This is a genomic window from Acidovorax sp. PRC11 (assembly GCF_031844105.1).
Classification (GTDB): domain Bacteria; phylum Pseudomonadota; class Gammaproteobacteria; order Burkholderiales; family Burkholderiaceae_C; genus Paracidovorax.
Window position 1 is genome coordinate 382,084 of the sequence record NZ_JAUZUQ010000002.1, and the last position, 24,092, is coordinate 406,175.

The window sequence follows — 24,092 nt, forward strand, 5'->3', positions numbered from 1 at the left end:
GAGGGTGCTGGCCTGGCCGGGCCTGGCGAGGGCCGGCCGATGGCTGCTTTCCCCCCGCCGGCCGTTTCGCGCCGGAGTTCGCTGCCGCTCGCCGCGGACGGACTCCGCCCTCGCTCCGCCGCATTGCCGGGCACTGCCGGACCCAGGGCCGCAGCGGTCGCCCCGACAGGCACGTCTGCCATGACCGTGGTGGCCGCTACGGGCGTCGCCACCGCGGCCGGGAAGCGGCCGGGATTGTCGGACGCCGCCTGGGAGCGCATCGCGCGGCTGCCCGCCGCGCAGCGCCAGCGCCTGAGCGCCTCCGAACGCGCGACGGTGGCCGGGGTGGTGCGCGAACTGCGCCGCCGCGTCGAGGCCGCGGGCATCGACTTCGTGCCGGTGTTCGGCCACTGGTCGCTGCGCACCGACAACTACCGCGAACTGGGCCGCGCCAGCCAGGCGGACGTGCAGGAGGGGCGCGACACGCTGCCGGCGCGTATCGCCGGCTACGGCCTGGACTTCGTCGCCAGCACCGAGTACCGGGGGCGTCCGCAGCATCCGGGGGCCGTCGCCTCCATCGCGCCGCTGCCCGGCGGGCAGGTGTCCGGCACGGTGCTCAAGCTGCCTTTCGACCGCGCGGAGGAGTTGCTTTCCGTGCTGCTGGTGCGTGAAATCGGTGCGGAAGCGGATTTGCGCAGTCCGCCGGACGCCGACGGACGCCCGCGTTCCAGCCTGATGTACCGGCCCGCGGTGCGCCCGGTCACGCTCGGCGACGGCAGCACGCTGCACGCACTGCTTTTCGAAACGCATCCCGAGGGGCCGAAGTCGCTGCGGCGCGTGTTCGGCGATGCGGCCGGACTCACGGCCGGGCGCCTGGCGTTCTTCATCGCGGCCGAAGGCGGCTTCGTGCGCGACGGCAGGGCCTTCGGCGGGGCCAGCGCCGACTACTGGAGGGCCGGCATGCAGCGCCTCGTGGATTCGGGCGACACGCCCGACCCCCTGCTGGCCGAGGCCTTCCGTCTCGCGGCGGAGAGCCGCGCTGCCGACGGCACGCTGTCGCTGGACGCCATGGCGGGGGCGGCCGTGCCGCGCGCCACATGGCACGGCCACCGGGGCTGGCTCGCATCGGCGGAGGCGCGGCTGCACCACGTCTATGCGCGACCCGCGGGTGCGGACGCGCTGGCGGGGCACCGGCGGCTTCAGGACGCGATGGACGCGGTGCTGGCGGGCTGGCAGGCGGGCGAGGCCGCGCAGAGAGCGCGTGCGGGCGGCGCAGACCTGCGCGCGGCGCTTGCCGGGGACCTGCCCGCACTGCTGCGCGAGGCCGGCTTCGATCCATCCGTCTATGCGCCGTCCGCGCAGGGGCCGGACGGCTACGGTCGGCACCTGCTCTTCAGTGAATCCGACGCGCGGGCCGGCATGCAGGGCCTCTACAGTGTGCAGGTGGCGGCCTTCGATGCCCGGCGGCATCCGGCCGCGCTGGCGCATCCCGCGCTGTGCGCCGTGTTCGAGGCGCCCCGGGCAGCCGGCGGGGAAGCGCAGCGCGGAGGGGCGCCGGGCGGCAGCACCACCGTGGCGGTCTACCTGCACCGCGATATCGACGGCGTCTCGGGAGGGCTGGAGCGGCCGGCGCACGATCCGTTCACGCCTGCAGCCCGCATCCTGCACTGACGGCTGCCGGCCGGCAGGCGCCATTGTTCCATCCACGGGCCGGTGTGTTGCGCGCAGGCGCCGTTGGCTGCGGCCGGAGCGGCCCCATCTGCAGGGTAGACCGGCCGCCGCCCATCCCCGGCTTCCCGCGGCCGCTTCCAGGAGAATCCCGCCATGCCTTCCACTTCGCCCCTGCTCGCCGTCCAGCCCCTGGGTCCGCTCTGGCCCACGCTGGACCCGTTCCTTTTCTGCGCCCACCACGATGATGCCTATCCGCGCGGCAACGCCCGGATGGGTCCGGACGCTCCGCTCGCCGGCCGGCAGATCGGCCAGGATTTCTCGCGCAAGGACGGCTGGAGCATGTACCACGGCGACGTGGTGCCGGGCTTCCCGCCGCATCCGCACCGCGGCTTCGAGACCGTGACCATCGTGCGCACCGGTCTGATCGACCATGCCGATTCGCTGGGCGCGGCCGCGCGCTTCGGGCAGGGCGACGTGCAGTGGCTCACCGCCGGCAGGGGCGTGGTGCATTCGGAGATGTTCCCGCTGCTCGACCCGGCGCAGCCGAATCCGCTGGAGCTGTTCCAGATCTGGCTCAACCTGCCCGCGGCGGACAAGATGGCGCCGCCGCACTTCACCATGTTCTGGGCCGGCGACGTGCCCCGCGTGGTGCACGACGACGACGCCGGCCGCCGCACGGAAGTGACGGTGATCGCGGGCCGCGTGCCCGGCGAGGCGGCCGAGCCGCTCGCGCCGCCGCCGCACTCCTGGGCCGCGCGCCCGGAGTCCGACGTCGCGATCTGGACGCTGCGGCTCGCTCCGGGCGCGCGCTACCGCCTGCCCGCCGCCACCGGCGAGGGCACGCGGCGCATGCTCTACCACTTCGCCGGCGAGGGCGTGCGCGTGGCGGGCGAGGCCGTGGGCCATGCGGCGATCGAGCTGCGCGCGGGCGAGGCGGTGGAGATCGCCAACGGCAGCGACGCGCAGGCGGCCGAATTCCTGCTGCTGCAGGGCCGCCCGCTGGGCGAGCCCGTGGTGCAGTACGGCCCGTTCGTGATGAACACCGAGGCGGAGATCCACGCCGCGCTGGCCGACTACCGGCGCACGGAGTTCGGCGGCTGGCCCTGGGGCGACGGAGCGCCGGTGCACGGGCCCGAGCCGCGCCGTTTCGCGCGCCGGCCGGGCACGGAGGCCGACGAGGTGCCCGCGCCGCTGCCCGGGTGACGGCCGCCTTGGGAAAGCCCTGGGGCCGTGCCACGGCCCCGCCCGCCGGGGCCGGGGATGCCTGACAATGGGCCCATGGCGCGGCCCCGCGGGGCGCGCCGTCGTTTTTTCCCGTGCCACCGCACCGCATCGCTTCTTTGCCGCCATGAACATCACCAAGGACTCCGCCGTCACCCTCAGCTACAAGATCACTAGCCCCCAGGGCAAGCCCCTGGATTCGGGTGACGTGGCGTATCTGCATGGCGGCTACGACAACCTCTTTCCGAAGGTCGAGGCCGCGCTGGAAGGGCAGGCCCCGGGCTTTTCCACCACCGTCGAGCTGGACGTTGCCGATGCCTTCGGCGAGCGCGACGAGAGCCTGGTGCGCACCATCCCGAAGAGCGAATTCCCGCCCGGCGTGAAGGTCGGCGGCCAGCTGCGCGGCGTCGGCGACGACGGCCAGCCGCAGCTCTTCAACGTGGTGAAGATCAAGGGCCCCGAGGTGCACCTGGACGGCAACCACCCGCTCGCGGGCCAGGCGCTGCGCTTCACCTGCAAGGTGACGGAGGTGCGTCCTGCCACCGCCGACGAGATCGCCCACCGCCACGTGCACGGCGGGCACGGCCACCACCACTGAAGCCTGGAGCGCCGCGGACGAACGTTGCCGGCGCGCTTTCAGAGCTGCTCTCAGTACTCCACGTCCACCACCACGTTGTCCTGGTAGACGCCGGGCGGCGGGGGGCTCTGGTCCGCGTAGATGCGCGCCGTGTAGGGCAGGACGATGGGCGTGAGCCCGTCGGTGAGGGCCGAGCCCGCCACGCGCGTGCCCGCCGCCGCGCCCCAGATGCTGCCGTCGCCGCGGAACAGGTCGTAGGCGAGGCGGTTGGCGCCGCTCGCCATCTGCCGCCGGCCGCCCGCCGGATAGGTGCCGGGCCCGAGCCCCACGGTGACGGACAGCCCGCGCGTGCACACCACCGACACGTTGCCCGTCACCGCCGCGAAGGCCGCCGGCAGGGGCGCGGCGCCGAACTGCACGTTCGGGGCGGAGAAAGTGCAGTCGTTCGTCACCACGAGCTGCACCGTGAGCACCCGGTTCAGGTTGCCGTTGCGCGGCGTGCCCACGCAAAGGCCGCCCACGCCGAGCAGGCCTTCGCAAATGTTCGCGTAGGCCCAGTTCACCGTGATCGTGTCGGTGTAGGTGCCCGCGGGAACGTTCGCGCCCACGGCGGTCGTGATGCGCAGCGGCACCGAGGCCGTGTTGTTGCTGAGCAGCGCCACCAGGTTCGCCCCGTTCGCGTTGATGACCAGCAGCCCCTGCGTGTAGCCCGCGCCGCCCAGGTCGGTGACTTGGTAGGGAATGGGCGGCTTGCTGCCGTCCTTGAGCGTGAGGCCCGTGGTGGGGCTCACGAACTTCGCCTGCACCGTGGGCGTGCCGAGCGTGGAGAGCACGATGCCGCCGCAGCCGAGCGTGAACTGCGCGGTGGTGGAAATGGCGGGGCCGGCCAGCACGCGCTGCGAAGGCACTGTGCCCAGATTGCCGCCGGTTTCGCTGTTCACGCAGTCGGCCGCGGCCGGCCGGCACAGGGCGGCGAGCAGAGCGGCGGCGGAAAGCAGGGCGTGGCACCGCCATCGGCCGCGGGCCGCGCGCGGTATGCGCTGCATGGGGTTCACAGCGCGGTCCTCCCGGCCGGGCCTGCTGCGGGGCCGGCGGCGGGGGCTGCGGCGGGGGAGCCTTCGCCCGCGCGGCACACCACCCGCAGATCGCGCTGCTCCGCATGCTCGGCCGCATCGAAGGCGGCGCGGCATGCGCGTCCGTCGGGCATGCGGGCGGTGAGCGTGTTGCGCGTGTGCAGGGTGGTCAGGTAGACCACGCCGTCCCATCCGACCACCGTGGGCACCTGGCCCTGCTCGTGCACCACCGCGCTGCCCGGCGGCAGGGCCGTGCCGGCCTCGTCCACCAGCGTGAGGGTGGCCGTGCGCATTCGCAGCACCGGCATGCGCACCAGCGTGCCCGTGCCCCGCGCCACGGCCGCGCGGCGCTCGAGCAGGGGCGTGTGCACGTCGGCGGGCAGCGAGAGCGGATCGATCGCGTAGCGGGCCGGATAGTAGGCCGGCACGTTGGGCACCAGCAGGTAGCCCTGCGCATCGGTGCTGCCGACCGGCTGGTGGTTGAAGGTGATCGGCACACCGGGCGTGCCGTCGGTGGAGACAAGCGCGAAGCCGTCGGTGACGCGGTTGGCCGCGAACACGTAGCCGTCCATCGCGCCCAGCGATCCCGAGGCGCCGGCCCAGTGCATGGTGTCGGCGGACGCGCCGAAGATCCCGCCCTGCACGAGGCCGTTGCGGCCCTGGTACTGCGCGCTCGCGAGGCGGTAATCGGTGCCCGCGCCGCCACCGCGGCCACCGTTGCCGCGCGCCTGGGCGATGCGCCAGCCGAAGCCGCCGTCGCTCGGCAGGCTGCGCTGCAGCCCCAGTTCGCCCTGCGTGCCGGCACCGGTGTGCGCGGCGGCGGCCTGCGCCGTGAGCAGGGCGTCGAGCAGATAGGTCAGCTGGGCACGGACCTGGGTCTCGCCGGTCTCCACCGTGCGGCCCGCCGTGAGCGAGAAGAAGGCGTCGCGGCCCATGGGCATGCTGTAGCTCGCATAGGCGACGCGGCTGCGCTCGGCACCGGCGCCGCGCAGGTCGATCCAGCCCGCGCCGATCGAGGCGCTGCCCAGCACCCGGCTCGCGTTGATCTGCCGCGTGGAGCGCGCGGACCGCAGCGAGCCGCCGCCGTAGTCGCCCGCATCGCCGAAGCCGGAGGCGCGCCGTGTCTCCTGCACCGAGATGCCGCCGCGGGGCGTCTGGTACTGGTAGCCGGCGCTCCACTGCCAGCCGCCGCGGCGGTCGGCCGACACCGCATCGCCCGGAGTGGCCCGCCCGCGCGTGAGCGAGGCATTGAAGATGCCCAGCGTGCCCCAGCGCGCGAGCCCGCCCACGCCCAGCACGGCCAGCCCACGGCCGGCCTGGGCCTGGGCTTCCACCGTCACCGCGTTGCTCAGGCCCCGCCGCAGCACGCCGGTCGCGACGGGACGGCCGTAGGCGAAGCTGCGCAGGCCATAGCCGCGCCGTACCGCTCCGAGCGACAGCGAATAGTCGGACCATCCGGGGCGCAGCAACTGGCTGCTCACGTAGAACGGCACGGTGGCCACCACCTGCCGGCCCAGCGCGTCGGTGGTGACCACCGAGGCCGTGCCCGCACCATTCACGGCGGGCAGCTCGCCCAGCGTGAAAGGGCCGGGCTGCACGGTGTGGCGGGCCGCGCGGAAGCCGTTGACGAACACGTCCACGGCCGAAGGCACGGCGGCCTGGCCGGCGAATTCGGGCATCGGGTAGGTGACCAGATCGGGCCGCGCGGCGAAATTGCGGGCCCATTGCACGCCGCCCAGGCGCACGGGCGTGGTCCAGGGCAGCGCGCCGGTGATGAGGTCGCCCGCCGTCCACGCCGTGGCGCTGCCCGCGTCGGTGTCCGTCCAGGCGGTGTCGTAGCGCAGGTAGCCGTTGCCGGTGCCGCCGCTGGCGTGCCGCAGCACGCCCGTGTGCGAGACCACGCCGTATGCGCCGAAGAGGCGCTGCTCCGACCAGACCGATGCGGCCGTGAGGCCGCGCGTGCGGGTGGCGTAGACGTCGTAGTTCATCAGGAAGCCCGTGCCGCGGGAAAGCGCCACCTCGTCCGCCGGCTCTGCCGACAGCGTCTGCAGCGGCAGCCAGTCGGGCGGCACGTCGATGCGCAGGCGCTGCGCGAGGCTGTCGTACGCGACCGAGACGCCGGGCAGCGCATCCACGGCCACGGCGGTGCCGTCGGGCTGGTCGGTGCGCACCCGCAGACGCCGCAGCAGGGCCGCGTCGATCTCGTAGTGCGGACCGCGCTGGCGCACCGCGACGAGTTCGCCGCTGGCCAGGCCGTTCACCTCCACCTCCAGGTAGAGCAGGGTGGATCCCTCCGCGGCCTCCGCGCCCGCCATGGGCTCCGGCGGCGGGGGCAGGTCGCCCGCGGACGGTCCGGCGGGCAGGCAGGCCAGCAGCGCCATCCACCGGCCGGCACGCAGGCGGGCACGGGCTGCGGCGCGGCGTGCGGGATCATGGCGCGGCACGGGGCAGCGGCGCTTCGCGCCCGTTCACGGTGGCCTGCAGCACCGCCCGCGGCGGCGGGGGCTGGTCCAGCGCCCAGCGCCGCTGGCTGTTCGGCAGCACGTAGCCGAGGAGGCCCGGGGAGACCACCGGCCCGTCCCCCCCGTCCGGCTGCCGCCACCGCACGGCGGTGAGCCGGGCATGGCCCGGTCCCGCGTTCTGCACGGCGAGCTGCTGCGTGCCGTCCGAAGAGCGCTCCACCGTCCACCGCAGCGACGGCTCCAGCGCGTCGCCGGCGGACAGGCGCGACAGCAGGTCCGCATGCGTGGCCGGCATGCGCGGCCCGAGCGTGCCGGGGGCGTACACGAAGAGCGGGATCGCGTAGCGGATCTGCAGCCGCACGCCGAACTGTGCGGGCGGCCGCGATGCGGCTGAAGCCCCTTCGGCCTGCGCCATGGCGGCGGTCGGGGGCGGCAGCTCGTCGAGCAGCACGCGGAAGGCCTGCTCCTGCCCGGCCGGCACGGGCTGCGTGGCGATGAGCCGCACCATCTGCCGCGCGCCCGCGGGAATCTGGCTGATCGGCGGGCTGGCCACCACCGCCTGCTGGGGCGCAAAGCGGTCTTCGCCGTCCTCTTGCCGCCAGGCGAAGACGCGGGCCTGCATCGCCACGGGCTCGCTGCCGCGGTTCTCGATCCAGAGCGCGACCGCGCGCTGCTCGCCCGCGATGACGGGGTCCACCGGCCAGATCATCAAGGGGGCTGCGGCGTGCAGGGCCGTGGGGGCGACCGGCAGCAGGGCGGCGAGGGCCAGCGCCCGCAGGCGGCCACCGGGGCCTGGCCATTGCTGGTGCTGGTGCTGGTGCCGGCCCAGGAGCGGAAGGACAGGAGCGCTCACCATGACAGCGTCACCTGCACCGTGTCGGTATAGACGCCCGAAGGCAGCCCGAAGCCGGGAAACGTGACCGTTCCCTGAAGCGGCAGGGCCGCGGCGACCGCGCCGAGCGTGAGGCTGGCCGGCACGTTGGGCACCAGGGCCGTGGTGGTGCCCGCGGCCAGGGCCAGCACATAGGGCACGAAGGCGCCGGCGTTGTTGGAGAGCCGGCGCTGGCTGCCCTGCGCATGCTGGCCCGCGTCGGCCGCCACCTGCACCGCCGTGCCCGGCGTGCACTGGATCAGGGCCTGCCCGCCCGCGCCCGAGCCCGCCAGCCGGGTTTCGGTGCCCGTGCGCACAGCGGAATGCGTCCCGAAGTCGATGCTTCCGAAGCCCAGGCCCGTGACCTGACCGGCCGCGCCGGCCACCATGCAGCCGCGCACGATGGCCGCATTCACCGCGAAGGTCGCCTGGGTGGGAATGGCCGCGGGCGTGGCGGGCGCGGTGGGCAGCAGTGCCCACAGGGGCAGCAGCGGCGTCAGGAACCGGTGCGGCGCGGGCAGCGCGGCCGGCCATGCGGCAGCGTGCCCACGCCGCGCCCGGGGGCGGGCGGCGTGTCGCATGGCTGGAATCTCCCGTGCCACCGGCGTGCCGGCGGCCCTCGTCATCGGTTCAGAAAGTGAGCGTGACCTGCAGCTGGTCGGTATAGAGCCCCGCGGGCAGGGCCACCGCGCTGGTCTTGTTGACGAGCCCGTAGATCGGCAGGGTGAAGGGGTTGCCCGCCGACGGCACCGCGATGCCGGTGACCGCCGTGGCCGCCGTGTAGGGCACCGTATGGCCCGGGTCGCGGTACACGTCGTAGGGCAGGAAGGCGCTGCCGTTGGACATCGCGCGCGAGCCCGTGCCGATGCCCGCGCCCTGGCCGGGATGGGTGCCGCCGTCGATGGTCACGCTGAACGCGGTGATTTCCGGCGAGCAGACGATCTGGGTGGCGCCGGCGCCGCCTTCGCCCCCGCTCGCGGTGGCACTGGCGGTGCCCACGAACGTGGCCGGGCGTGATCCGAAGTCGAGCGTGCCGAAGTCGGCGCCGGAGACGGTGCCCGGCCCGCCGTTGATCACGCAGCCCGAGGTGAGCATCATGCGCGCGCCGAGCACGCCGGACAGGGTGGCCGCCCCGAGCGGCGCGGTGACCGTGGCCAGCGCCAGCGTGCAGGCGGCTGCGGCCATCGCCGTGCGGGCCGGCCGGCCTGGCCGGACCCCGGGGCCCGGGCCCCGGGCGGGACGGGGGGACGGTGACTGGATTTCCATCGCGTTCTCCTCCACAGACAAAACCGGTGCGGCGATGGCCCTGGCCAACCCGTACGTCGTTCAATGCGTTCTGCGCCCTGTGTCATCCACCTTCCGCTGCCGGAAGGCCGGGTGGCTTGACCCACCTCTGATCGTGTTTGTACCTCACCTGACGGGACGGTGGAATCCCCGAAAACCAGCTGTAACTCCTGGAAGAGCCGGGAAAATGCGTTCTTCCGTGCGTATTGTCGAGTTCAGCGCCGAAGCAGGGCCTGCCGCAGCAGCCGCGCGGCCCGGTCGCGGATGCGGAACGGGCTGTGGCCCGGTGCAGGGCGCTGCTTGGCGCGGATGCAGGCCGCCAGGAAGTCGTCCAGGATGGGCGCATCGTCCATGGTCTGCGAGGCGCCGGGTTTGAAGAATTCCGGGTGCCATTGCGTGGCCGCGATATAGCCGCGCCCGGAGTGGGCATGCCGGCGGATCGCCTCGGGCACGCCGTCCGGATGGCTCCACGCCTCGATCTCGAAGCCCGGGGCGAGATTCTTGATGCCCTGGTGGTGGATGCTGTTGACCACCGCGCGCGACTGCTGCGGGTACATCTGCGCCAGCCGCGTGCCCGGCACGATCTCCACTTCGTGGAAGTGCTGGTCGTAGGTGACGGCGTTGCGGTGCTGCTGCGCGCCCGGATGCTGGGTCTCGATGTCCTGGTAGAGCGAACCGCCGAAGGCCACGTTGATGAGCTGCAGGCCGCGGCAGACACCGAAGATCGGCTTGCCGGCCTGCTCGAACGCCTCCACCACGGCCAGATCGTAGAGATCGCGGATGCGATCGCCGAGCCAGGCGTCCTTGAGGGGCACCTCGCCGTAGCTGCCCGGCCACACGTCGGCGCCGCCGTGCATCACCACCCCGTCGAGCCATTCGGCATAGTGCGCGAGCGTCACGTCGCCGCGCGCCGTCTCGCCGGTGGGGCAGGGCACCATCACGACCATCGCCCCGGCCGACATGATCCAGTGCGCGATCGACTGCTCGACGTACTGCAGCGTCTTGTTGGTGAACAGCGAGCGGGCGGGGTCGGCGTGCGAGAAGCAGGCCGACAGCCCTATCTTGAGCCGCTGGGCGGCGGACAACGCCGAGGCACGGCGCGTCGGCGGCGCGCCGGAAAAGGGGGGAAGATCAGGCATGCGGAATTTTTAGCACCATCCGCCGCGGCTCTTCTGTAGGAGCCTGCCGCCGGAGTGCCTGGCCGCCCGTCCGATCGCAGCGTGCGCTGAGGGCGGGTTTCGTCACACCTGGGCGCATGATGGTGCGGCAGGGGGCTTGTTTTTCCCTGGAGTGCCGCGATCCTGGAAGTAACGCGCCCATCTTTCCATTCCATCCCCGCTTTCCCGCTTTCCGCTTTCCGCTTTCCGCTTTTCGCAATACCTACCAAGGAGGCTTCGATGCAAGTACAGGTCCGGCACGACGAATACATCCAGGGCGGCGAGTCGCTCGCCCAGTGGATCCAGAGCGAAACCGTGGAGCGCCTCTCGCGCTTCCGCGAGCACCTGACCCGCGTGGAAGTCCATCTGTCGGACGTCGATGCCGGCAAGTCCGGCAGCGCCGACAAGCGCTGCGTGGTCGAGGCACGCCTCGCCGGCCGCCAGCCGATCGCCGTGAACGCCGAAGCGGACAAGCTGGCCGATGCCTTCACGGCCGCGGTGGACAAGCTCGCCCGTGCCATCGATACCGACCTGGGCCGCCTGAAGGACAAGCACGGCCGGGAGACGATCCGCACCATCACGGAGTGACCGCTGCCGGTGCCGGCCGACCCCGAGCGGGGCGGCAGGCACCGCGCTCGTCCGTCACCTGCCATCCGCCGTCGGCGGCTGCTCCCCGCCGCGTTCCGCCAGCCGCCGGCGCGTCACGGTGCCCGGTGCCTCGACCATGCGGCCGCTGCGCTCCGCGGCGCCCTGCGCGAGTTCGCCGATCAGCGCGGTCTCGGGCAGGTTCTTCCAGTAGCGCGTGGGCATTTCGCGCCGCATCATGTCCAGCTTCAGGCGGGCCGGATTGAACGTGTGCCGGTAGTAGGTGAGCCACAGGGCCTCGCCCGCGTCCGGCCCGGGTGCGTCGGCGCGCCGGGCGCCGGGCCCCACCTGCAGCGTGCCGCCGTCCCATCGCAGGCTGCATTCGGGGGTCAGCACGGCCCAGCGCATCTGCGTGAAGCGCTGCACGAAGAACGCCGCATTGGCCTGCACGATGAAATGATCCGGCTCGAACCAGGCCACGTGCAGGGGTTCGTTTCCGCCATCCTGCACGGGCCGGAAGCGCACGAACGCCCGCATCTTGTGGATGTCGCGCCGCACGGCCGCCGCCATGCGGTGCAGGCGCGCGATGTCCGGATCGAGCGGATCGTGCCGCAGCGCCGGTTCATGCGCCATGCGCCAGAGCGCGCGGTAGAGCAGCGCGAAGCGGTCGCCTTCGCGGTGCAGGGCGGCATGCGCACACAGTGCGACGAAGGCGCGGGGCATGGGCAAGGCCGTGGCCTCCGGTGCTGCCTCCTTCACTCCATGGTCTGCGGCGTCCTCCGTCGCGCCGAACAGATCGGCCTCCGCCGCCCCCGCCACCTGCCAGTGCACCTGGGCAGGCTCCAGCCCTGCCTGCAGGCAGTCGCGGGCCGCCGCGCGGAACCCGGGCCAGTCGGCCGGATGGGCGAGCGTGACGGTGCGGGCCATGTCAGGCGAAGAGCGAGGCCTGCACCGGTGACGTGAGGCGGGCGCGCAGCCGTACCGGGTCGCGCAGCCGATCGGCCGGGCGGTGGTCGGCCACGGCGACGAAAGGCAGCACCCGCCCCAGGGGCACGTGCAGGCGGCCCAGATCGGCATGGCACAGGCGGCGCACGCGGCGCGCGGCCAGCAGCCGTTCGACCGTGCGCACGCCCAGGCCGGGCACGCGCAGCAGCCGCTCGCGGGCGGCGGTGTTCAGGTCCACCGGGAAATGCTCCGGGTGGGCGATCGCCCAGGCCAGCTTCGGGTCCATGTCGAGCGAGAGCATGCCGCTGCCGCTGCCGTCGCCACCAGCGGTTTCGGCGGCCGGCGCGGGCGGCACGATTTCGTCGTGCGTGAAGCCATAAAAGCGCATCAGCCAGTCGGCCTGGTAGAGGCGGTGTTCGCGCACCAGCGGCGGCGCGGCCAGCGGCAGCGCGCGCGAGGCGTCGGGTATCGGGCTGAAGGCCGAGTAGTACACGCGCCGCAGGCCGTAGCCGCCGTAGAGCCGCGAACTGGCGGCGAGGATGGTGCGGTCGTCCGCGCCGTCCGCCCCCACGATCATCTGCGTGCTCTGCCCGCCGGGGGCGAAGCGCGGGGCCTCGGCGCGGCGCACGCGGCCGGGCAGGGAGATGATCTGTGCATCGCCTGGGCGGGCGCCCTGCTGCTGTACGCGGGCTTGGCGGGCTTCGTCGATGTGCAGCGCCAGCCGGCCCATCGAACGCTGGATGGCCGCGCCGTCCTTCTCCGGCGCGAGGGTGGCGAGGCCTTCCGACGTGGGCAGCTCGATGTTGATGCTCAGCCGGTCGGCATAGCGCCCCGCGCGCTCCAGCAGTTCGGGGGCGGCGTCCGGAATGGTCTTGAGGTGGATGTAGCCGCGGAAATCGTGGTCCTCGCGCAGCGAGCGGGCCACTTCCACCACGCGCTCCATGGTGTAGTCGGGGCTCTGGATGATGCCGCTGGAAAGGAACAGCCCCTCGATGCAGTTGCGCCGGTAGAAATCGAGCGTGAGGTCGACCACCTCGCGCACCGCGAAGCGCGCACGCGGCACGTTGCTGCTCACGCGGTTCACGCAGTAGAGGCAGTCGTATTGGCAGTAATTGGTGAGCAGGATCTTCAGCAGCGAGATGCAGCGCCCGTCCGGCGCGTAGCTGTGGCAGATGCCCATGCCCTCGGTGGAGCCGATGCCCCGGCCGCCCACCGAATTGCGTGCGGACGTGCCGCTGGATGCGCAGGACGCATCGTATTTGGCGGCATCCGCCAGGATCGCGAGCTTGGAAGTGGTATTCACTGTATTAATTTACAGTGTTTGCCGCCTTCCGGGGTGAAAACCTTGCTCCCGCCGCGCCTTTGCACGCCGGCCTGAAGCCGCTCTTAAAAAGAGCTGCCGGGTTGCTTCAGGAAATCCGCCTCTTCCGGCGTGCTCTCGCGCCCCAGCACCGCGTTGCGGTGGGGAAATCGCCCGAACCGTTCCACGATCGCCTGGTGCTGCCGCGCATAGTCCAGGTTGTTGGCCTGCCCGAGCGCCGTGAACAGCCGCACCGATTCCGCCTGGATGGCCACGGATTCGCTGTGCATGAACGGCATGTAGAGGAACGCGCGCTGCTCGGGCGGGAGTTGCGTGTCCAGCCCCTGGGCGATGGCTTCCTGCGCGAGCACCAGAGCCATGCCGTCCTGCGCGAACGACTGCGCGCTGCCGCGCATCAGGTTGCGCGAGAACTGGTCCAGCACGATCACTTCGGCCAGCCGCCCCGCGGCGTCCTGGCGCCAAGCCCACAACTCGCCCTGCGCGGCCCGCGCATGCCATGCGCTGAAGCGCGTGCGGATCGCGTCGTCGAACGCGTCGTCCTTGCGGAACCACTGTTCGGGGGTGGATTGGCGGAACCAGAAATCGAGCACGTCGTGGGCGGTCATGGCAGGCAGTATCCGGCAGTGCGGGCGGGGGCGCAAAAAAAGGCCCTGGCCGCGCGGGCGCGGTGCAGGGCCACCAGAGAGAGACGGATGCAGGGGGCGGGCGGTCAGCGGCCGCGCAGGTTGCCCTTGTCGTCGGCGATCACGATTTCCACGCGGCGGTTCATCGCACGGCCTTCGGGCGATGCGTTGTCGGCCACGGGGTAGGTCTTGCCGTAGCCGCGTGCGGTGATGCGGTCGGGCGCCACGCCGCGCTGCACCAGCGCGTTCTGCACGGCCTGCGCACGGCGTTCCGACAGTTCCTGGTTGTAGGCGTCGCCGCCGACGCTGTCGGTGTGGCCTTCGATGATCAGCTTGCGGTCGGGGAACTGGCGCAGGAAGTTCGCCAGCTTGTCGAGGCGCGGAGCGGCCTGTGCCGAGAGTTCGGCCTTGTTGAAGGCGAACAGCACGTCGCCCAGCGTCACCAGCAGGCCGCGCTCGGTCTGCTGGGCTTCGATGTCGCGCAGCTGGGCTTCCAGCGCACGCACGCGGGCGGCATTGTCGGCGGCGCGCTGCTCGGCGCTCGCGGCCTGCAACTGCGCCTGCTGGGCGCTGCGGGCGTTGGCCTCGGCCTGCATGCGGGCGCGGTCGGCCTCGCTCATCAGGCGGATGCGCTCGGCCTCGGTGCCGGCCTTCTTGATGTCGGCGTCCAGCACGCGGGCACGGGCCGTGTTGGCGGCGATGTCGGCGCGCTGCGTGGCCAGGTAGGCCAGGTGGTTGGCTTCGGCTGCGTCATGGTCGTCGCTCCAGGCGCGGTCGGCGCGCGCCAGGGTGTCGGTGGCGGCCTTCAGTTCCAGCGGGGCGTTCTGCACCACGGCCGGATCGCGGGCGGTGCGGTCCACCGCCGAGCGGGCGGTTTCGACGGCGTCGAGCGGCGCGCGCGTGGCGCAGGCGGCCAGCAGGCCGGCGGCGACGAGGGCGGTGGCGAGGGTGGTGGTGCGGCGGAGGATGTTGCGCATGGTGTGGTTCTCCCTGTCGGGTGGTCGTTCGTTCAGTCGGTCGGTCCGGGCTCAGCGGGCGGGAGCGGGGTTGGACGGAACCGGCATGCCGGGCACGGCGCCGGGAGGCGTGGCGGGACGGGGCGCCATCGCGGGAGCGGGCATGGGCGCGGGCATCGGGGCGGGCACGGCGGCGGCGCCCGGTGCCACGGCGGGCGCGGGGTCGCGGCGGGTGATTTCGGTCTGCAGCGACTGGATGCTGGTGCGCACCTGCTGCAGCGTGGCGGCGTTGTTCGCGGCCTCGGCCTTGGTCTCGGCCACGCGGGCATCGGCCTCGGCTTCTGCGGCGTAGCGGCGGGCCAGTTCGTATTCCTTGTCGGTCATCGCCTTCTCGGCGGCCACCAGCTTCTCGCGGGCCCGCTGCAGTTCCACGGGCGCATTCGCGGCCACCTGCGGCTCGCCGGCTACGCGGTTGACGGTGGTGCGCGTCACGGCCATCTGATCGACCGGAGGGGGCGTGGACGAGCATGCCGCGAGCGCTCCCAGAGCCAGAACGGCCGTGGCGGTGCGAAAAAGGGTGGCAGTCTGCATGGCGGGAACTCCTTTGGAATGGGTGATGGCTACCGCACGCTCCGAGCGCGGCGGTGGGGTAAGCAAGGTCTCCGATTGTTCGCAACGCTACCCGCCTGTCGCGTAGGCCCAGCGCAGCAGGCGCCGTGGGCGGTTTCTTACGGTTGCGCCGATGGCGCGGTGCGTAAAACGCGTTTGCTTATGCGATTTCCGCAGTTGGCGGCAGGCGCCGGGCTTCCCAGAATCGACGGTTTTTGCCCGACGACATGTGCCGTCCGCGAAGGGGCGCCGCCGCTGTGCTTCGCTGCCGGCCCGCATGTCGCGGATGGAGATACCCGCCATGCCTACCGACCTCGATGAAAGCTTCGCCGACATGGCCCCGTTCGTGGCCCTGCGGCGCGATCTGCATGCCCACCCGGAACTGGGCTTCGAAGAACACCGCACCGCGGGCATCGTGGCCGCACGGCTGCGCGAATGGGGCGTGGACGCCGTGCACGAAGGCATCGCAGGCACCGGCGTGGTGGGCGTGCTGCGCGGGCGCCGCGCGGGCCGCCGCACCCTCGGTTTGCGTGCCGACATGGACGCCCTGCCGCTCGACGAGGAAAACCGCTTTCCCCACCGCTCGCTCCATGCCGGGCGCATGCATGCCTGCGGGCACGACGGCCACACCGCCATGCTGCTGGCAGCGGCCTGGCATCTGGCCCGCACGCGCGATTTCGCAGGCACCGTCCACCTGATCTTCCAGCCCGCCGAAGAGATGGGCAAGGCCGGCGCGCGCCGCATGATCGAAGAGGGCCTTTTCGAGCGCTTTCCGTGCGATGCGGTCTTCGCGCTGCACAACTTCGCGCTCGACCACGTGGGCGCGTTCGCGCTCAATCCCGGCGCGCTCATGGCGTCGAGCAACACCTGGCGCGTCACCCTGACTGGGCGCGGCGCCCATGCCTCGCAGCCGCACACCGGCATCGATCCGGTGGCCGCCACCATCGATCTCGCGCAGCAGCTGCAGACGCTGGTGGCGCGGCACGTGGACGGGCGCGACCGGGCGCTGCTCGCGGTCACGCAGATCCAGGGCTCCGACGCACCCAACGTCATTCCCGACGCGGCCTGGGTGGGCGGCACGGTGCGCACGTTTTCCGTGGACGCGCTCGACCGCATCGAGGCCGCGCTGCGCCGCCAGGCGGAGTACACGGCGCTGGCGCACGGCTGCACGGCCGACGTGCGCTTCACGCGCGCCTCGCCGCCGCTCGTTAACCACCCGGCCGAGGCCGCCTTCGCGGCGGAGGTAATGCGCGAGATCGCCGGGCCGGACGCGGTGGACGACGCCTTCCCTGCCGTGCTCGCCGCCGAGGACTTCGCCCACATGCTGCGCGTGCGCCCCGGCTGCTACGCCTTCATCGGCAACGGCCCGGGCGACCACCGGCTGCCGGGCCACGGCGACGGTCCGTGCCTGATCCACAACCGCTCGTTCGACTTCAACGACGGCATCCTCGCCACCGGCGCCCGCTACTTCGTGCGGCTGGCCGAACGGTGGCTCCATCCCGACCGGACCTGAACGCCATGGCTTCTTCCTTCCTTTTCCCTTTCCCCTCGCAACGCCGGCGCCTGCTGGCCGCCGCAACCGCCGCCGCCGTGCTGGCGGCGTTGTCCGGTACCGTGCACGCCGAGCGCGTGATCCGCATCGTCGTGCCGTTCGGTGCCGGCGCCACGCAGGACACCGTGGCCCGCACCTTCAGCAACGAACTGGGCCAGGCGCTCGGCGCCACCGTGATCGTGGACAACCGCGCGGGCGCGGGCGGCACCGTGGGTACGGCCCAGGTCGCCCGGGCCGCGCCCGACGGCAACACCCTGGTGCTCGCCGCAGCGAGCCACCACCTGGCCAGCCATCTGTACGCGCGGCTGCCCTACGATCCGGTGAAGGACTTCACGGGCGTGTCGTTCCTGGGCCGCACGGGCTACGTGGTGGGCGTGCCGGCAGCCTCGGGCATCACCTCCATCGCGGACCTGATCGCGAAGGCCCGGGCGCAGCCCGGGGTGCTGAACTACGCATCGGCCGGCAACGGCAGCGCGTCGCACCTCGCCACCGCATCGCTGGCTGCGCAGGCAGGCGTGCAGCTGCAGCACATCCCGTTCAAATCCACGGGCGATGCCACCACCGAACTGCTGGCCGGCCGCGTGCAGGTGGTGACGGGCGCGACCATCGCCATGCTGCCCCTGCGCAGCGATCCGCGCGTGAAGCTGCTGGCCTATTCCGGCACGGCTCGCTCGCGCTTCCTGCCCGACCTGCCCACCGTGGCCGAGTCCGGCCTGCCGGGCTATGCGTTCGACTCCTGGCTCGGGTTGCTGGCGCCGGCCGGCACGCCGCCCGCCGAGGTGGGACGCATCAACACCGCCGTGCGCAAGGTGCTGGCCGACCCGGTCGTGCAGGAGCGCCTGGCGCGCGTGGGCGTGGAGGCCGGCACCCTGTCCGCGGCCGAGTTCCAGCAGTTGCTGCGGGACGACGCCGAGGCGGCCGGGCGGACCGTGCGGGCGGCGGGCGTGCGGATCGAATGACGCCCCGGGGCAATGCGACGAGTGGCATTCCCATGAAAAAGCCCGGTGGCCGCAAGGCCCCGGGCTTCGATGGTGCCCGGTCCCCCTCGCGGCGGCCGGGCATGTGGCTGGCGGATTACTTGCCCGCGACCACGCGCACCATTTCCAGGCACTTGTTGGAGTAGCCCCACTCGTTGTCGTACCAGGACACGACCTTCACGAAGGTGCCGTCCAGCGCGATGCCGGCATCGGCGTCGAAAATCGAGGTGCGTGCGTCGCCGCGGAAGTCGGTGGCCACCACCTTGTCTTCCGTGTAGCCCAGCACGCCCTTCAGGGCGCCTTCGGACTGGGCCTTCATCTCGGCCTTGATCTCTTCGTACGTGGCGGCCTTCTCCAGCTCCACCGTCAGGTCCACCACCGACACGTCGGAGGTGGGCACGCGGAAGGACATGCCGGTCAGCTTCTTGTTCAGCGCGGGAATCACCACGCCCACGGCCTTGGCGGCGCCGGTGGAGGAGGGGATGATGTTCTCCAGGATGCCGCGGCCGCCGCGCCAGTCCTTGTTGGAGGGGCCGTCCACCGTCTTCTGCGTGGCCGTGGCGGCGTGCACCGTGGTCATCAGGCCGCGCTTGATGCCCCACTTGTCGTTCAGCACCTTGGCCACGGGGGCCAGGCAGTTGGTGGTGCACGAGGCGTTGGAGACGATCGCCTGGCCGGCGTACGTGTCGTGGTTCACGCCGTAGACGAACATCGGCGTGTCGTCCTTCGACGGTGCAGACAGCACGACCTTCTTCGCGCCCGCGTCCAGGTGCTTCTGGGCCGTCGTCTTGTCGAGGAACAGGCCGGTGGACTCGATCACCACCTCGGCGCCGATCTCGCCCCACTTCAGGGCGGCCGGGTCGCGTTCCTGCGTGAGGCGGATCTTCTTGCCGTTCACCACCAGCGTGTTGCCCTCGACGGACACGGTGCCCTCGAAGCGGCCGTGCACCGAGTCGTACTGCAGCATGTAGGCCAGGTAGTCGGGCTCCAGCAGGTCGTTGATGCCCACGACTTCGATGTCGCTGAAGTTCTGCACGGCCGAGCGCAGCACGTTGCGGCCGATGCGGCCGAAGCCGTTGATGCCGATTTTGATGGTCATGGTTTGTCTCTCCAAGGTTGCAAAGTCGAAAACGGGGGACTGCCACGCCGCGCCCGCTGCGTGCAGGCGCGGCGGGCGGGAGGGGGTCAGTGGGCCGTCTTGGCGGCGGGCTGCTTCTTCAGCCGCGCAGCGCCGATCGCCACCATCACGGAATCGGCCACGTTCTCCGGCGTGAAGCCGAAGTGCTTGAACAGCACCGGGGCCGGGGCCGATTCGCCGAAGGTGTCGATGCCGACCACGGCGGCGCAGCCGTACTTCCACCAGCCGTCGGTCACGCCCATTTCCACGGCGATGCGCGGCACGCCGGCCGGCAGCACGCTGGTCTTGTACTTCGTGTCTTCACGGTCGAAGGTGGTGGTGCTGGGCATGGAGACCACGCGCACGGCGATCTTCTTCTCGGCCAGCAGCTTCTGCGCGGCCAGGGCCAGCTGCACTTCGGAGCCGGTGGCGATGATGACCGCCTGGGGCTTCTTCTTGAGGCCCGCGTCGGCCGGCTCGGAGAGCACGTAGGCGCCGCGCGAGATGTCGCCCAGGTCGCGCTTGGGGGCGTAGGCGAGGTTCTGGCGCGACAGCAGCAGGGCGGTGGGCCGGTTGCGGTTGGACAGGGCCACGCTCCAGGCCACGGCGGTCTCGGCCGTGTCGGCGGGGCGCCAGACGTCCAGGCCCGGGATCAGGCGCAGGCTGGCGGCATGCTCGATCGACTGGTGGGTGGGGCCGTCCTCGCCCAGGCCGATGGAGTCGTGCGTGAACACGTGCACCACGCGCAGCTTCATGAGCGCGGCCATGCGGATGGCGTTGCGGCTGTAGTCGCTGAACGTGAGGAAGGTGCCGCCGTAGGGGATGAAGCCGCCGTGCAGCGCGATGCCGTTCATGATCGCGGCCATGCCGAACTCGCGCACGCCGTAGTTGATGTGGCGGCCGCCCAGCTTCGCGGTTTCCGCGCCGCCGGTGTTGACTTCCACCTGCACCACGTCGCCGTTCTCGTCGAAGCGCAGCGCGGGGGTGCTCTTGGTGTTGGTGAGGTTGGAACCCGTCAGGTCGGCGCTGCCGCCGAGCAGTTCGGGCAGGGCGGCCGTGAAGGCTTCCAGCGCGAGCTGGCTGGCCTTGCGGCTGGCCACGGTCTCGGCCTTGGTGTGGGCGTTCACCACGGTGTCCACCGCGGTCTGGGCGAAGTGCTTGGGCAGGTCGCCCGCCATGCGGCGCAGGAACTCGGCGGCCAGCTCGGGGTACGCGGCGGCGTAGGCATCGAAGCGCTGCTGCCAGTCGGACTCGGCCTGTGCGCCGGCGTCCTTGGCGTTCCAGTCGGCATACACCTCGGCCGGGATCTCGAACGGAACGTGGCTCCAGCCGATGGCGTTGCGCGTCAGGGTGATCTCGTCGGCGCCCAGCGGTTCCCCGTGGGCCTTGGAGGTGCCGGCGCGGTTGGGCGAGCCCTTGCCGATGGCGGTCTTGCAGACGATCAGCGTGGGCTTGTCGGTGCTGGTCTTGGCGCTTTGCACCGCGGCGGCCACGGCCTCCACGTCATGGCCGTCGACCGGGCCGATCACGTTCCAGCCGCTCGCGCGGAAGCGGCCCGGCGTGTCGTCCAGGAACCAGGGCGCGACCTGGCCGTCGATCGAGATGCCGTTGTCGTCGTAGAGCGCGATCAGCTTGCCCAGCTTCCAGGCGCCGGCCAGCGAGATCGCCTCCTGGCTGATGCCTTCCATCAGGCAGCCGTCGCCGAGGAACACGTAGGTGTGGTGGTCCACGATGGTGTGGTCCACGTCGCCGTTCTTGCGGTTGAACTCGCGGGCCAGCAGCTTCTCGGCCAACGCGAAGCCCACGGCGTTGGTGATGCCCTGGCCCAGCGGGCCGGTGGTCGTCTCGACGCCGGGGGTGATGCCGTATTCGGGGTGGCCGGCCGTCTTGCTGTGCAGCTGGCGGAAGTTCTTCAGCTCTTCGATCGGCAGATCGTAGCCCGTGAGGTGCAGCAGCGCGTACAGCAGCATGGAGCCGTGGCCGTTGGAGAGCACGAAGCGGTCGCGGTCGGCCCACTGCGGGTTGGCCGGGTTGTGGCGCAGGTGGCGGCTCCACAGCGCGACGGCCATGTCGGCCATGCCCATCGGGGCGCCGGGATGGCCGGAATTGGCCTGTTGAACTGCATCCATTGCGAGTGCGCGGATCGCATTCGCCATCTGTTGAGAATTGGCCATCAGGGGCGGCTCCGGAAGGGGCTGGGGAGGGAAAACCGCGCATTTTACCGGGCCACCCCCTGGTCTGCCCACGGTATGCCCGTGCCCTGCACTACAGTGCGGACCATGCAAGGCCTGCACCTCACCGCCGATCTCCACGGTTGCCGCTGTGCGCCGCGCTGGCTGCTCGATGCCGACGCGCTGGGGCAAGCCTGCTTGGACGCCGTGCGTGCGGCCGGCCTGCAGGCCGTCGGCCGGCTGTTCCACGCCTTTCCGGCCACGCGGCACGGGCCCGGCGGCGTCACCGCCACGGTGCTGCTGGCGGAATCGCACCTGTGCCTGCACACCTGGCCGGAGCGCCAGGCGGTCACGCTGGATGTGTACGTGTGCAACTTCGGCGGCGACCATTCCGCGCGGGCCCATGCGCTGATGGATGCGCTGCTGGCGCTGTTCGATCCGGCCGGCGTGCAGCGGCACGCGCTGCGGCGCGGAGAGCCCGCGCCGCCCGGCGATGGCGGCCACGGGGGCCCGGCGCTGCCCGACGAACCGGTTCCCGCATGACATGACGACTCCATCGACGACACCCTCCACACCGTCCCGTGCCGCCGCGGGCGCGCAGCCCCCCGCCATGCTGCTGGCCGCGGGCCGGGGCGAGCGCATGCGCCCCCTGACCGATGCCACCCCGAAACCGCTGCTGGCCGTGCAGGGGCGCCCGCTGCTGGAGTGGCACCTGCACGCCCTGGCCGCGGCCGGCGTGCGCTCGGCCGTGGTCAACACCGCCTGGCTCGGCGAGCAGATCGGCGAGCGCTTCGGCGAGCGGTTTTCCATCGGCGACGGGGCCGCGGGCGATGAGGGGGGGCTGTCGATCGCCTACTCCCACGAAGGCCGCGACTTCGGCGGCGCGCTGGAGACGGCGGGCGGCATCGCGCGTGCGCTGCCGCGGCTCGCCGACGTGTTCTGGCTGGCGGCCGGCGACGTGTTCGCGCCCGACTTCACCTTCGCGGCGGCAGACGCCGCGGCCTTCGCGGCCGGCGATGCGCTCGCCCACCTCTGGCTCGTGCCCAACCCGCCGCACCATCCGCGCGGCGATTTCGGCCTCTCGCCCGACGGCCGGGCGGTCGACCTGCCCGCGCACGACCCCGGCCCGCGCTACACCTACAGCACGCTCGCGCTGCTGCGGGCGGAACTGTTCTCGGCGCCCTGGTGCGACATCCCGGCGGGCAACCCCGGCGGCGTGGCCGCGCCGCTCGCGCCGCTGCTGCGCCGGGCGATGGCCCGGGGGCGCGTCACGGCATCGCTCTACACCGGGCGGTGGACCGACGTGGGGACGCCGGAGCGGCTGGCGGCGTTGAACCGCTGAAAAACCGCGTGCCGCGCGGAGTGCCGGCCAAGGCGGCTGGCATGCGCCGTGCATGGCCCCGCCGCAGCCGGGGCGGCCGCGTCGGTGGTAGAACCTGACCTGTGCGAAGGCCAGCGGGGCGCCACCCCGATCCGCCGGCATTTCCCGATCCGCATCCCAGAACCAGGCAGACCGAACGATGACCGCCCTTACCTCCCCCTACGCCCGCCGCCGCGCCCACCTCGCCTCCCTGCTGGGCGAGGGCGGCATCGCCATCGTGCCCACGGCGCCCGAGCGCCTGCGCAACCGGGACACCGACTACCTCTACCGCCACGACAGCTACTTTTACTACCTCACCGGCTTCACCGAGCCGCAGGCCTGGCTGGTGCTGACGTCCGAGGGGCAGGCCACGCTCTTCTGCCAGCCCAAGGACCTGGAGCGCGAGATCTGGGACGGCTACCGCCTGGGGCCCGATGCGGCCGTGGAGGCGCTGGGCGTGGACGCCGCGCATTCGACGGCGCAATTGGAGGTGCTGCTGCCGCGGCTGCTGGAGAACCGCGAACGGGTGTGGTTCCCGTTCGCCACGCACGAGGGGCTGGCGGCGCGGGTGGACGGCTGGCTGCAGAAGGTGCGGGCCCGCGTGCGCTTCGGCGCGCTGTGCCCGGCGCAGCAGGGCGACCTCTGCACGCTGCTCGACGAGATGCGGCTCGTGAAGGACGCGCACGAGCAGGACGTGATGCGCCGCGCCGCCCGCATCAGCGCCGGCGCCCACATCCGCGCCATGCAGTACAGCGCGCGCATGCTGCGGGCCGGCGAGGACGTGCGCGAATACCACCTCGACGCCGAACTGCTGCACGAGTTCCGCCGCCACGGCTCGCAGGCCGTGGCGTACAACTCCATCGTCGCGGCCGGCGCCAACGCCTGCGTGCTGCACTACCGCGCCGATGCCGCGCCCGTGCGCGCGGGCGAGCTGGTGCTGATCGACGCGGGCTGCGAACTGGATGGCTACGCCAGCGACATCACGCGCACCTTCCCGGCCGACGGCCGCTTCACCGGGCCGCAGCGCGACCTGTACGACCTCGTGCTCGCGAGCCAGCATGCGGCCGTGGCCGCCACGAAGGCGGGGGCGCGCTTCAACGATCCGCACGACGCCACCGTGGCCGTGCTCTCGCAGGGCCTGCTGGACCTGGGACTGCTCGACAAGTCGAAGTACGGCTCCGCGCAGGACGTGATCGAGCAGCGCGCGTATTTCCCGTTCTACATGCACCGCACCGGCCACTGGCTGGGCATGGACGTGCACGACTGCGGCAGCTACGTGGAGCCCTCGGAAGTGGGCGGGGACAGCGAGCGCCGCGACCCGCTCTCGGGCGAAACCATCACCCAGCGCCCCAGCCGCATCCTGCGCCCCGGCATGGTGCTGACCATCGAGCCGGGCCTCTACATCCGCCCGGCGCCCGGCGTGCCCGAGGCGTTCCACCACATCGGCATCCGCATCGAGGACGACGCGATCGTCACCGAAGGCGGCTGCGAGCTGATCACGCGCGACGTGCCGGTGGAGGCGGACGAGATCGAGGCGTTGATGCGCGGCTGAGCGCGGCCGGGGGGCGGAGCGGGCGACAG

Annotated in this window: 22 protein-coding genes; 9 read left to right on the forward strand and 13 right to left on the reverse strand. The window is 72.2% G+C overall.

The window, feature by feature from the left end; all coding sequences use genetic code 11:
• Positions 1 to 180: 180 nt before the first annotated feature.
• From Q9R47_RS03795 to Q9R47_RS03805, 3 genes are all read left to right on the forward strand, one after another.
• Positions 181 to 1,650 (forward strand): gamma-glutamylcyclotransferase, encoded by a 1,470-nt coding sequence (locus Q9R47_RS03795; protein ID WP_311231862.1) that lies wholly within the window; start codon positions 181 to 183, stop codon positions 1,648 to 1,650.
• 153 nt (positions 1,651 to 1,803) lie between these two features.
• The gene (locus tag Q9R47_RS03800) at positions 1,804 to 2,853 is read left to right on the forward strand and encodes a pirin family protein (protein WP_311231863.1); all 1,050 of its coding nucleotides are present in this window, start codon (positions 1,804 to 1,806) and stop codon (positions 2,851 to 2,853) included.
• Positions 2,854 to 2,998: 145 nt separating this feature from the next.
• A complete protein-coding gene (locus Q9R47_RS03805) occupies positions 2,999 to 3,469 on the forward strand; it encodes a peptidylprolyl isomerase (RefSeq protein WP_311231864.1) in 471 nt (156 codons plus the stop codon).
• A 50-nt stretch (positions 3,470 to 3,519) separates the two neighbouring features.
• Here the strand turns inward: Q9R47_RS03805 and Q9R47_RS03810 are convergent, their stop codons facing one another.
• From Q9R47_RS03810 to Q9R47_RS03835, 6 genes are all read right to left on the reverse strand, one after another.
• Positions 3,520 to 4,494 (reverse strand): spore coat protein U domain-containing protein, encoded by a 975-nt coding sequence (locus Q9R47_RS03810; protein ID WP_311231865.1) that lies wholly within the window; start codon positions 4,492 to 4,494, stop codon positions 3,520 to 3,522.
• A 5-nt stretch (positions 4,495 to 4,499) separates the two neighbouring features.
• Positions 4,500 to 6,965 (reverse strand): fimbria/pilus outer membrane usher protein, encoded by a 2,466-nt coding sequence (locus Q9R47_RS03815; RefSeq protein ID WP_311231866.1) that lies wholly within the window; start codon positions 6,963 to 6,965, stop codon positions 4,500 to 4,502.
• Complete coding sequence (locus Q9R47_RS03820) at positions 6,952 to 7,839, reverse strand: molecular chaperone (protein ID WP_311231867.1); 888 nt, start codon at positions 7,837 to 7,839, stop codon at positions 6,952 to 6,954. Before Q9R47_RS03820 ends, Q9R47_RS03815 begins: the two co-directional genes overlap by 14 nt.
• The gene (locus Q9R47_RS03825) at positions 7,833 to 8,435 is read right to left on the reverse strand and encodes a spore coat protein U domain-containing protein (protein WP_311231868.1); all 603 of its coding nucleotides are present in this window, start codon (positions 8,433 to 8,435) and stop codon (positions 7,833 to 7,835) included. Before Q9R47_RS03825 ends, Q9R47_RS03820 begins: the two co-directional genes overlap by 7 nt.
• Positions 8,436 to 8,484: 49 nt before the next feature.
• A complete protein-coding gene (locus tag Q9R47_RS03830; RefSeq protein ID WP_311231869.1) occupies positions 8,485 to 9,120 on the reverse strand; it encodes a spore coat U domain-containing protein in 636 nt (211 codons plus the stop codon).
• 233 nt (positions 9,121 to 9,353) lie between these two features.
• Positions 9,354 to 10,277 carry a type 1 glutamine amidotransferase gene (locus Q9R47_RS03835; RefSeq protein ID WP_311231870.1) on the reverse strand — a complete coding sequence of 308 codons (924 nt, stop codon included), beginning with the start codon at positions 10,275 to 10,277 and terminating at the stop codon, positions 9,354 to 9,356.
• Positions 10,278 to 10,535: 258 nt separating this feature from the next.
• On the opposite strand from Q9R47_RS03835, the gene Q9R47_RS03840 reads away from it, so the two are divergent.
• Positions 10,536 to 10,883 carry an HPF/RaiA family ribosome-associated protein gene (locus Q9R47_RS03840; RefSeq protein WP_311231871.1) on the forward strand — a complete coding sequence of 116 codons (348 nt, stop codon included), beginning with the start codon at positions 10,536 to 10,538 and terminating at the stop codon, positions 10,881 to 10,883.
• A gap of 54 nt (positions 10,884 to 10,937) precedes the next feature.
• Here the strand turns inward: Q9R47_RS03840 and Q9R47_RS03845 are convergent, their stop codons facing one another.
• The 5 genes from Q9R47_RS03845 to Q9R47_RS03865 form a co-directional block, all read right to left on the reverse strand.
• Entirely contained in the window at positions 10,938 to 11,807 is an 870-nt protein-coding gene (locus tag Q9R47_RS03845; protein WP_311231872.1) for a TIGR03915 family putative DNA repair protein, read from the reverse strand.
• Position 11,808: 1 nt separating this feature from the next.
• Positions 11,809 to 13,128 (reverse strand): putative DNA modification/repair radical SAM protein, encoded by a 1,320-nt coding sequence (locus Q9R47_RS03850; protein WP_311231873.1) that lies wholly within the window; start codon positions 13,126 to 13,128, stop codon positions 11,809 to 11,811.
• Positions 13,129 to 13,211: 83 nt separating this feature from the next.
• On the reverse strand, positions 13,212 to 13,751 hold the full coding sequence (locus tag Q9R47_RS03855; RefSeq protein WP_311231874.1) for a DUF924 family protein: 540 nt from the start codon (positions 13,749 to 13,751) through the stop codon (positions 13,212 to 13,214).
• Positions 13,752 to 13,855: 104 nt separating this feature from the next.
• Positions 13,856 to 14,746 carry an OmpA family protein gene (locus Q9R47_RS03860; protein ID WP_311231875.1) on the reverse strand — a complete coding sequence of 297 codons (891 nt, stop codon included), beginning with the start codon at positions 14,744 to 14,746 and terminating at the stop codon, positions 13,856 to 13,858.
• Between the two features lie 51 nt (positions 14,747 to 14,797).
• Positions 14,798 to 15,316 (reverse strand): DUF4398 domain-containing protein, encoded by a 519-nt coding sequence (locus Q9R47_RS03865; RefSeq protein WP_311231876.1) that lies wholly within the window; start codon positions 15,314 to 15,316, stop codon positions 14,798 to 14,800.
• A 319-nt stretch (positions 15,317 to 15,635) separates the two neighbouring features.
• On the opposite strand from Q9R47_RS03865, the gene Q9R47_RS03870 reads away from it, so the two are divergent.
• Positions 15,636 to 16,847, forward strand: coding sequence for a M20 aminoacylase family protein (locus tag Q9R47_RS03870; protein WP_311231877.1), 1,212 nt, complete (start codon positions 15,636 to 15,638; stop codon positions 16,845 to 16,847).
• Between the two features lie 5 nt (positions 16,848 to 16,852).
• The gene (locus tag Q9R47_RS03875; protein WP_311231878.1) at positions 16,853 to 17,845 is read left to right on the forward strand and encodes a tripartite tricarboxylate transporter substrate binding protein; all 993 of its coding nucleotides are present in this window, start codon (positions 16,853 to 16,855) and stop codon (positions 17,843 to 17,845) included.
• 115 nt (positions 17,846 to 17,960) lie between these two features.
• Here Q9R47_RS03875 and gap read toward each other — a convergent pair whose 3' ends face one another.
• Both gap and tkt read right to left on the reverse strand, forming a co-directional pair.
• The gene (gene gap / locus Q9R47_RS03880) at positions 17,961 to 18,962 is read right to left on the reverse strand and encodes a type I glyceraldehyde-3-phosphate dehydrogenase (RefSeq protein ID WP_311231879.1); all 1,002 of its coding nucleotides are present in this window, start codon (positions 18,960 to 18,962) and stop codon (positions 17,961 to 17,963) included.
• 86 nt (positions 18,963 to 19,048) lie between these two features.
• A complete protein-coding gene (gene tkt / locus Q9R47_RS03885; RefSeq protein WP_311231880.1) occupies positions 19,049 to 21,154 on the reverse strand; it encodes a transketolase in 2,106 nt (701 codons plus the stop codon).
• Positions 21,155 to 21,259: 105 nt separating this feature from the next.
• Between tkt and Q9R47_RS03890 the strand changes: the two genes are divergently transcribed.
• From Q9R47_RS03890 to Q9R47_RS03900, 3 genes are all read left to right on the forward strand, one after another.
• Positions 21,260 to 21,694 (forward strand): S-adenosylmethionine decarboxylase, encoded by a 435-nt coding sequence (locus tag Q9R47_RS03890; RefSeq protein ID WP_311231881.1) that lies wholly within the window; start codon positions 21,260 to 21,262, stop codon positions 21,692 to 21,694.
• A 1-nt stretch (position 21,695) separates the two neighbouring features.
• Positions 21,696 to 22,493 (forward strand): nucleotidyltransferase family protein, encoded by a 798-nt coding sequence (locus Q9R47_RS03895; RefSeq protein WP_311231882.1) that lies wholly within the window; start codon positions 21,696 to 21,698, stop codon positions 22,491 to 22,493.
• Positions 22,494 to 22,671: 178 nt separating this feature from the next.
• Positions 22,672 to 24,063, forward strand: coding sequence for an aminopeptidase P N-terminal domain-containing protein (locus Q9R47_RS03900; RefSeq protein ID WP_311231883.1), 1,392 nt, complete (start codon positions 22,672 to 22,674; stop codon positions 24,061 to 24,063).
• Positions 24,064 to 24,092 lie beyond the last annotated feature (29 nt).

Bases quoted from the DNA above. Each gene is read 5' to 3' on its own strand.
- gap (WP_311231879.1), bottom strand. From the start codon at position 18,962: ATGACCATCAAAATCGGCATCAACGGCTTCGGCCGCATCGGCCGCAAC.
- Q9R47_RS03895 (WP_311231882.1), top strand. From the start codon at position 21,696: ATGACGACTCCATCGACGACACCCTCCACACCGTCCCGTGCCGCCGCG.
- Q9R47_RS03865 (WP_311231876.1), bottom strand. From the start codon at position 15,316: ATGCAGACTGCCACCCTTTTTCGCACCGCCACGGCCGTTCTGGCTCTG.
- Q9R47_RS03875 (WP_311231878.1), top strand. From the start codon at position 16,853: ATGGCTTCTTCCTTCCTTTTCCCTTTCCCCTCGCAACGCCGGCGCCTG.
- Q9R47_RS03830 (WP_311231869.1), bottom strand. From the start codon at position 9,120: ATGGAAATCCAGTCACCGTCCCCCCGTCCCGCCCGGGGCCCGGGCCCC.
- Q9R47_RS03835 (WP_311231870.1), bottom strand. From the start codon at position 10,277: ATGCCTGATCTTCCCCCCTTTTCCGGCGCGCCGCCGACGCGCCGTGCC.
- Q9R47_RS03840 (WP_311231871.1), top strand. From the start codon at position 10,536: ATGCAAGTACAGGTCCGGCACGACGAATACATCCAGGGCGGCGAGTCG.
- Q9R47_RS03795 (WP_311231862.1), top strand. From the start codon at position 181: ATGACCGTGGTGGCCGCTACGGGCGTCGCCACCGCGGCCGGGAAGCGG.
- Q9R47_RS03845 (WP_311231872.1), bottom strand. From the start codon at position 11,807: ATGGCCCGCACCGTCACGCTCGCCCATCCGGCCGACTGGCCCGGGTTC.
- tkt (WP_311231880.1), bottom strand. From the start codon at position 21,154: ATGGCCAATTCTCAACAGATGGCGAATGCGATCCGCGCACTCGCAATG.
- Q9R47_RS03825 (WP_311231868.1), bottom strand. From the start codon at position 8,435: ATGCGACACGCCGCCCGCCCCCGGGCGCGGCGTGGGCACGCTGCCGCA.
- Q9R47_RS03810 (WP_311231865.1), bottom strand. From the start codon at position 4,494: ATGCAGCGCATACCGCGCGCGGCCCGCGGCCGATGGCGGTGCCACGCC.
- Q9R47_RS03805 (WP_311231864.1), top strand. From the start codon at position 2,999: ATGAACATCACCAAGGACTCCGCCGTCACCCTCAGCTACAAGATCACT.
- Q9R47_RS03860 (WP_311231875.1), bottom strand. From the start codon at position 14,746: ATGCGCAACATCCTCCGCCGCACCACCACCCTCGCCACCGCCCTCGTC.
- Q9R47_RS03890 (WP_311231881.1), top strand. From the start codon at position 21,260: ATGCAAGGCCTGCACCTCACCGCCGATCTCCACGGTTGCCGCTGTGCG.
- Q9R47_RS03855 (WP_311231874.1), bottom strand. From the start codon at position 13,751: ATGACCGCCCACGACGTGCTCGATTTCTGGTTCCGCCAATCCACCCCC.
- Q9R47_RS03870 (WP_311231877.1), top strand. From the start codon at position 15,636: ATGCCTACCGACCTCGATGAAAGCTTCGCCGACATGGCCCCGTTCGTG.
- Q9R47_RS03900 (WP_311231883.1), top strand. From the start codon at position 22,672: ATGACCGCCCTTACCTCCCCCTACGCCCGCCGCCGCGCCCACCTCGCC.
- Q9R47_RS03800 (WP_311231863.1), top strand. From the start codon at position 1,804: ATGCCTTCCACTTCGCCCCTGCTCGCCGTCCAGCCCCTGGGTCCGCTC.
- Q9R47_RS03820 (WP_311231867.1), bottom strand. From the start codon at position 7,839: ATGGTGAGCGCTCCTGTCCTTCCGCTCCTGGGCCGGCACCAGCACCAG.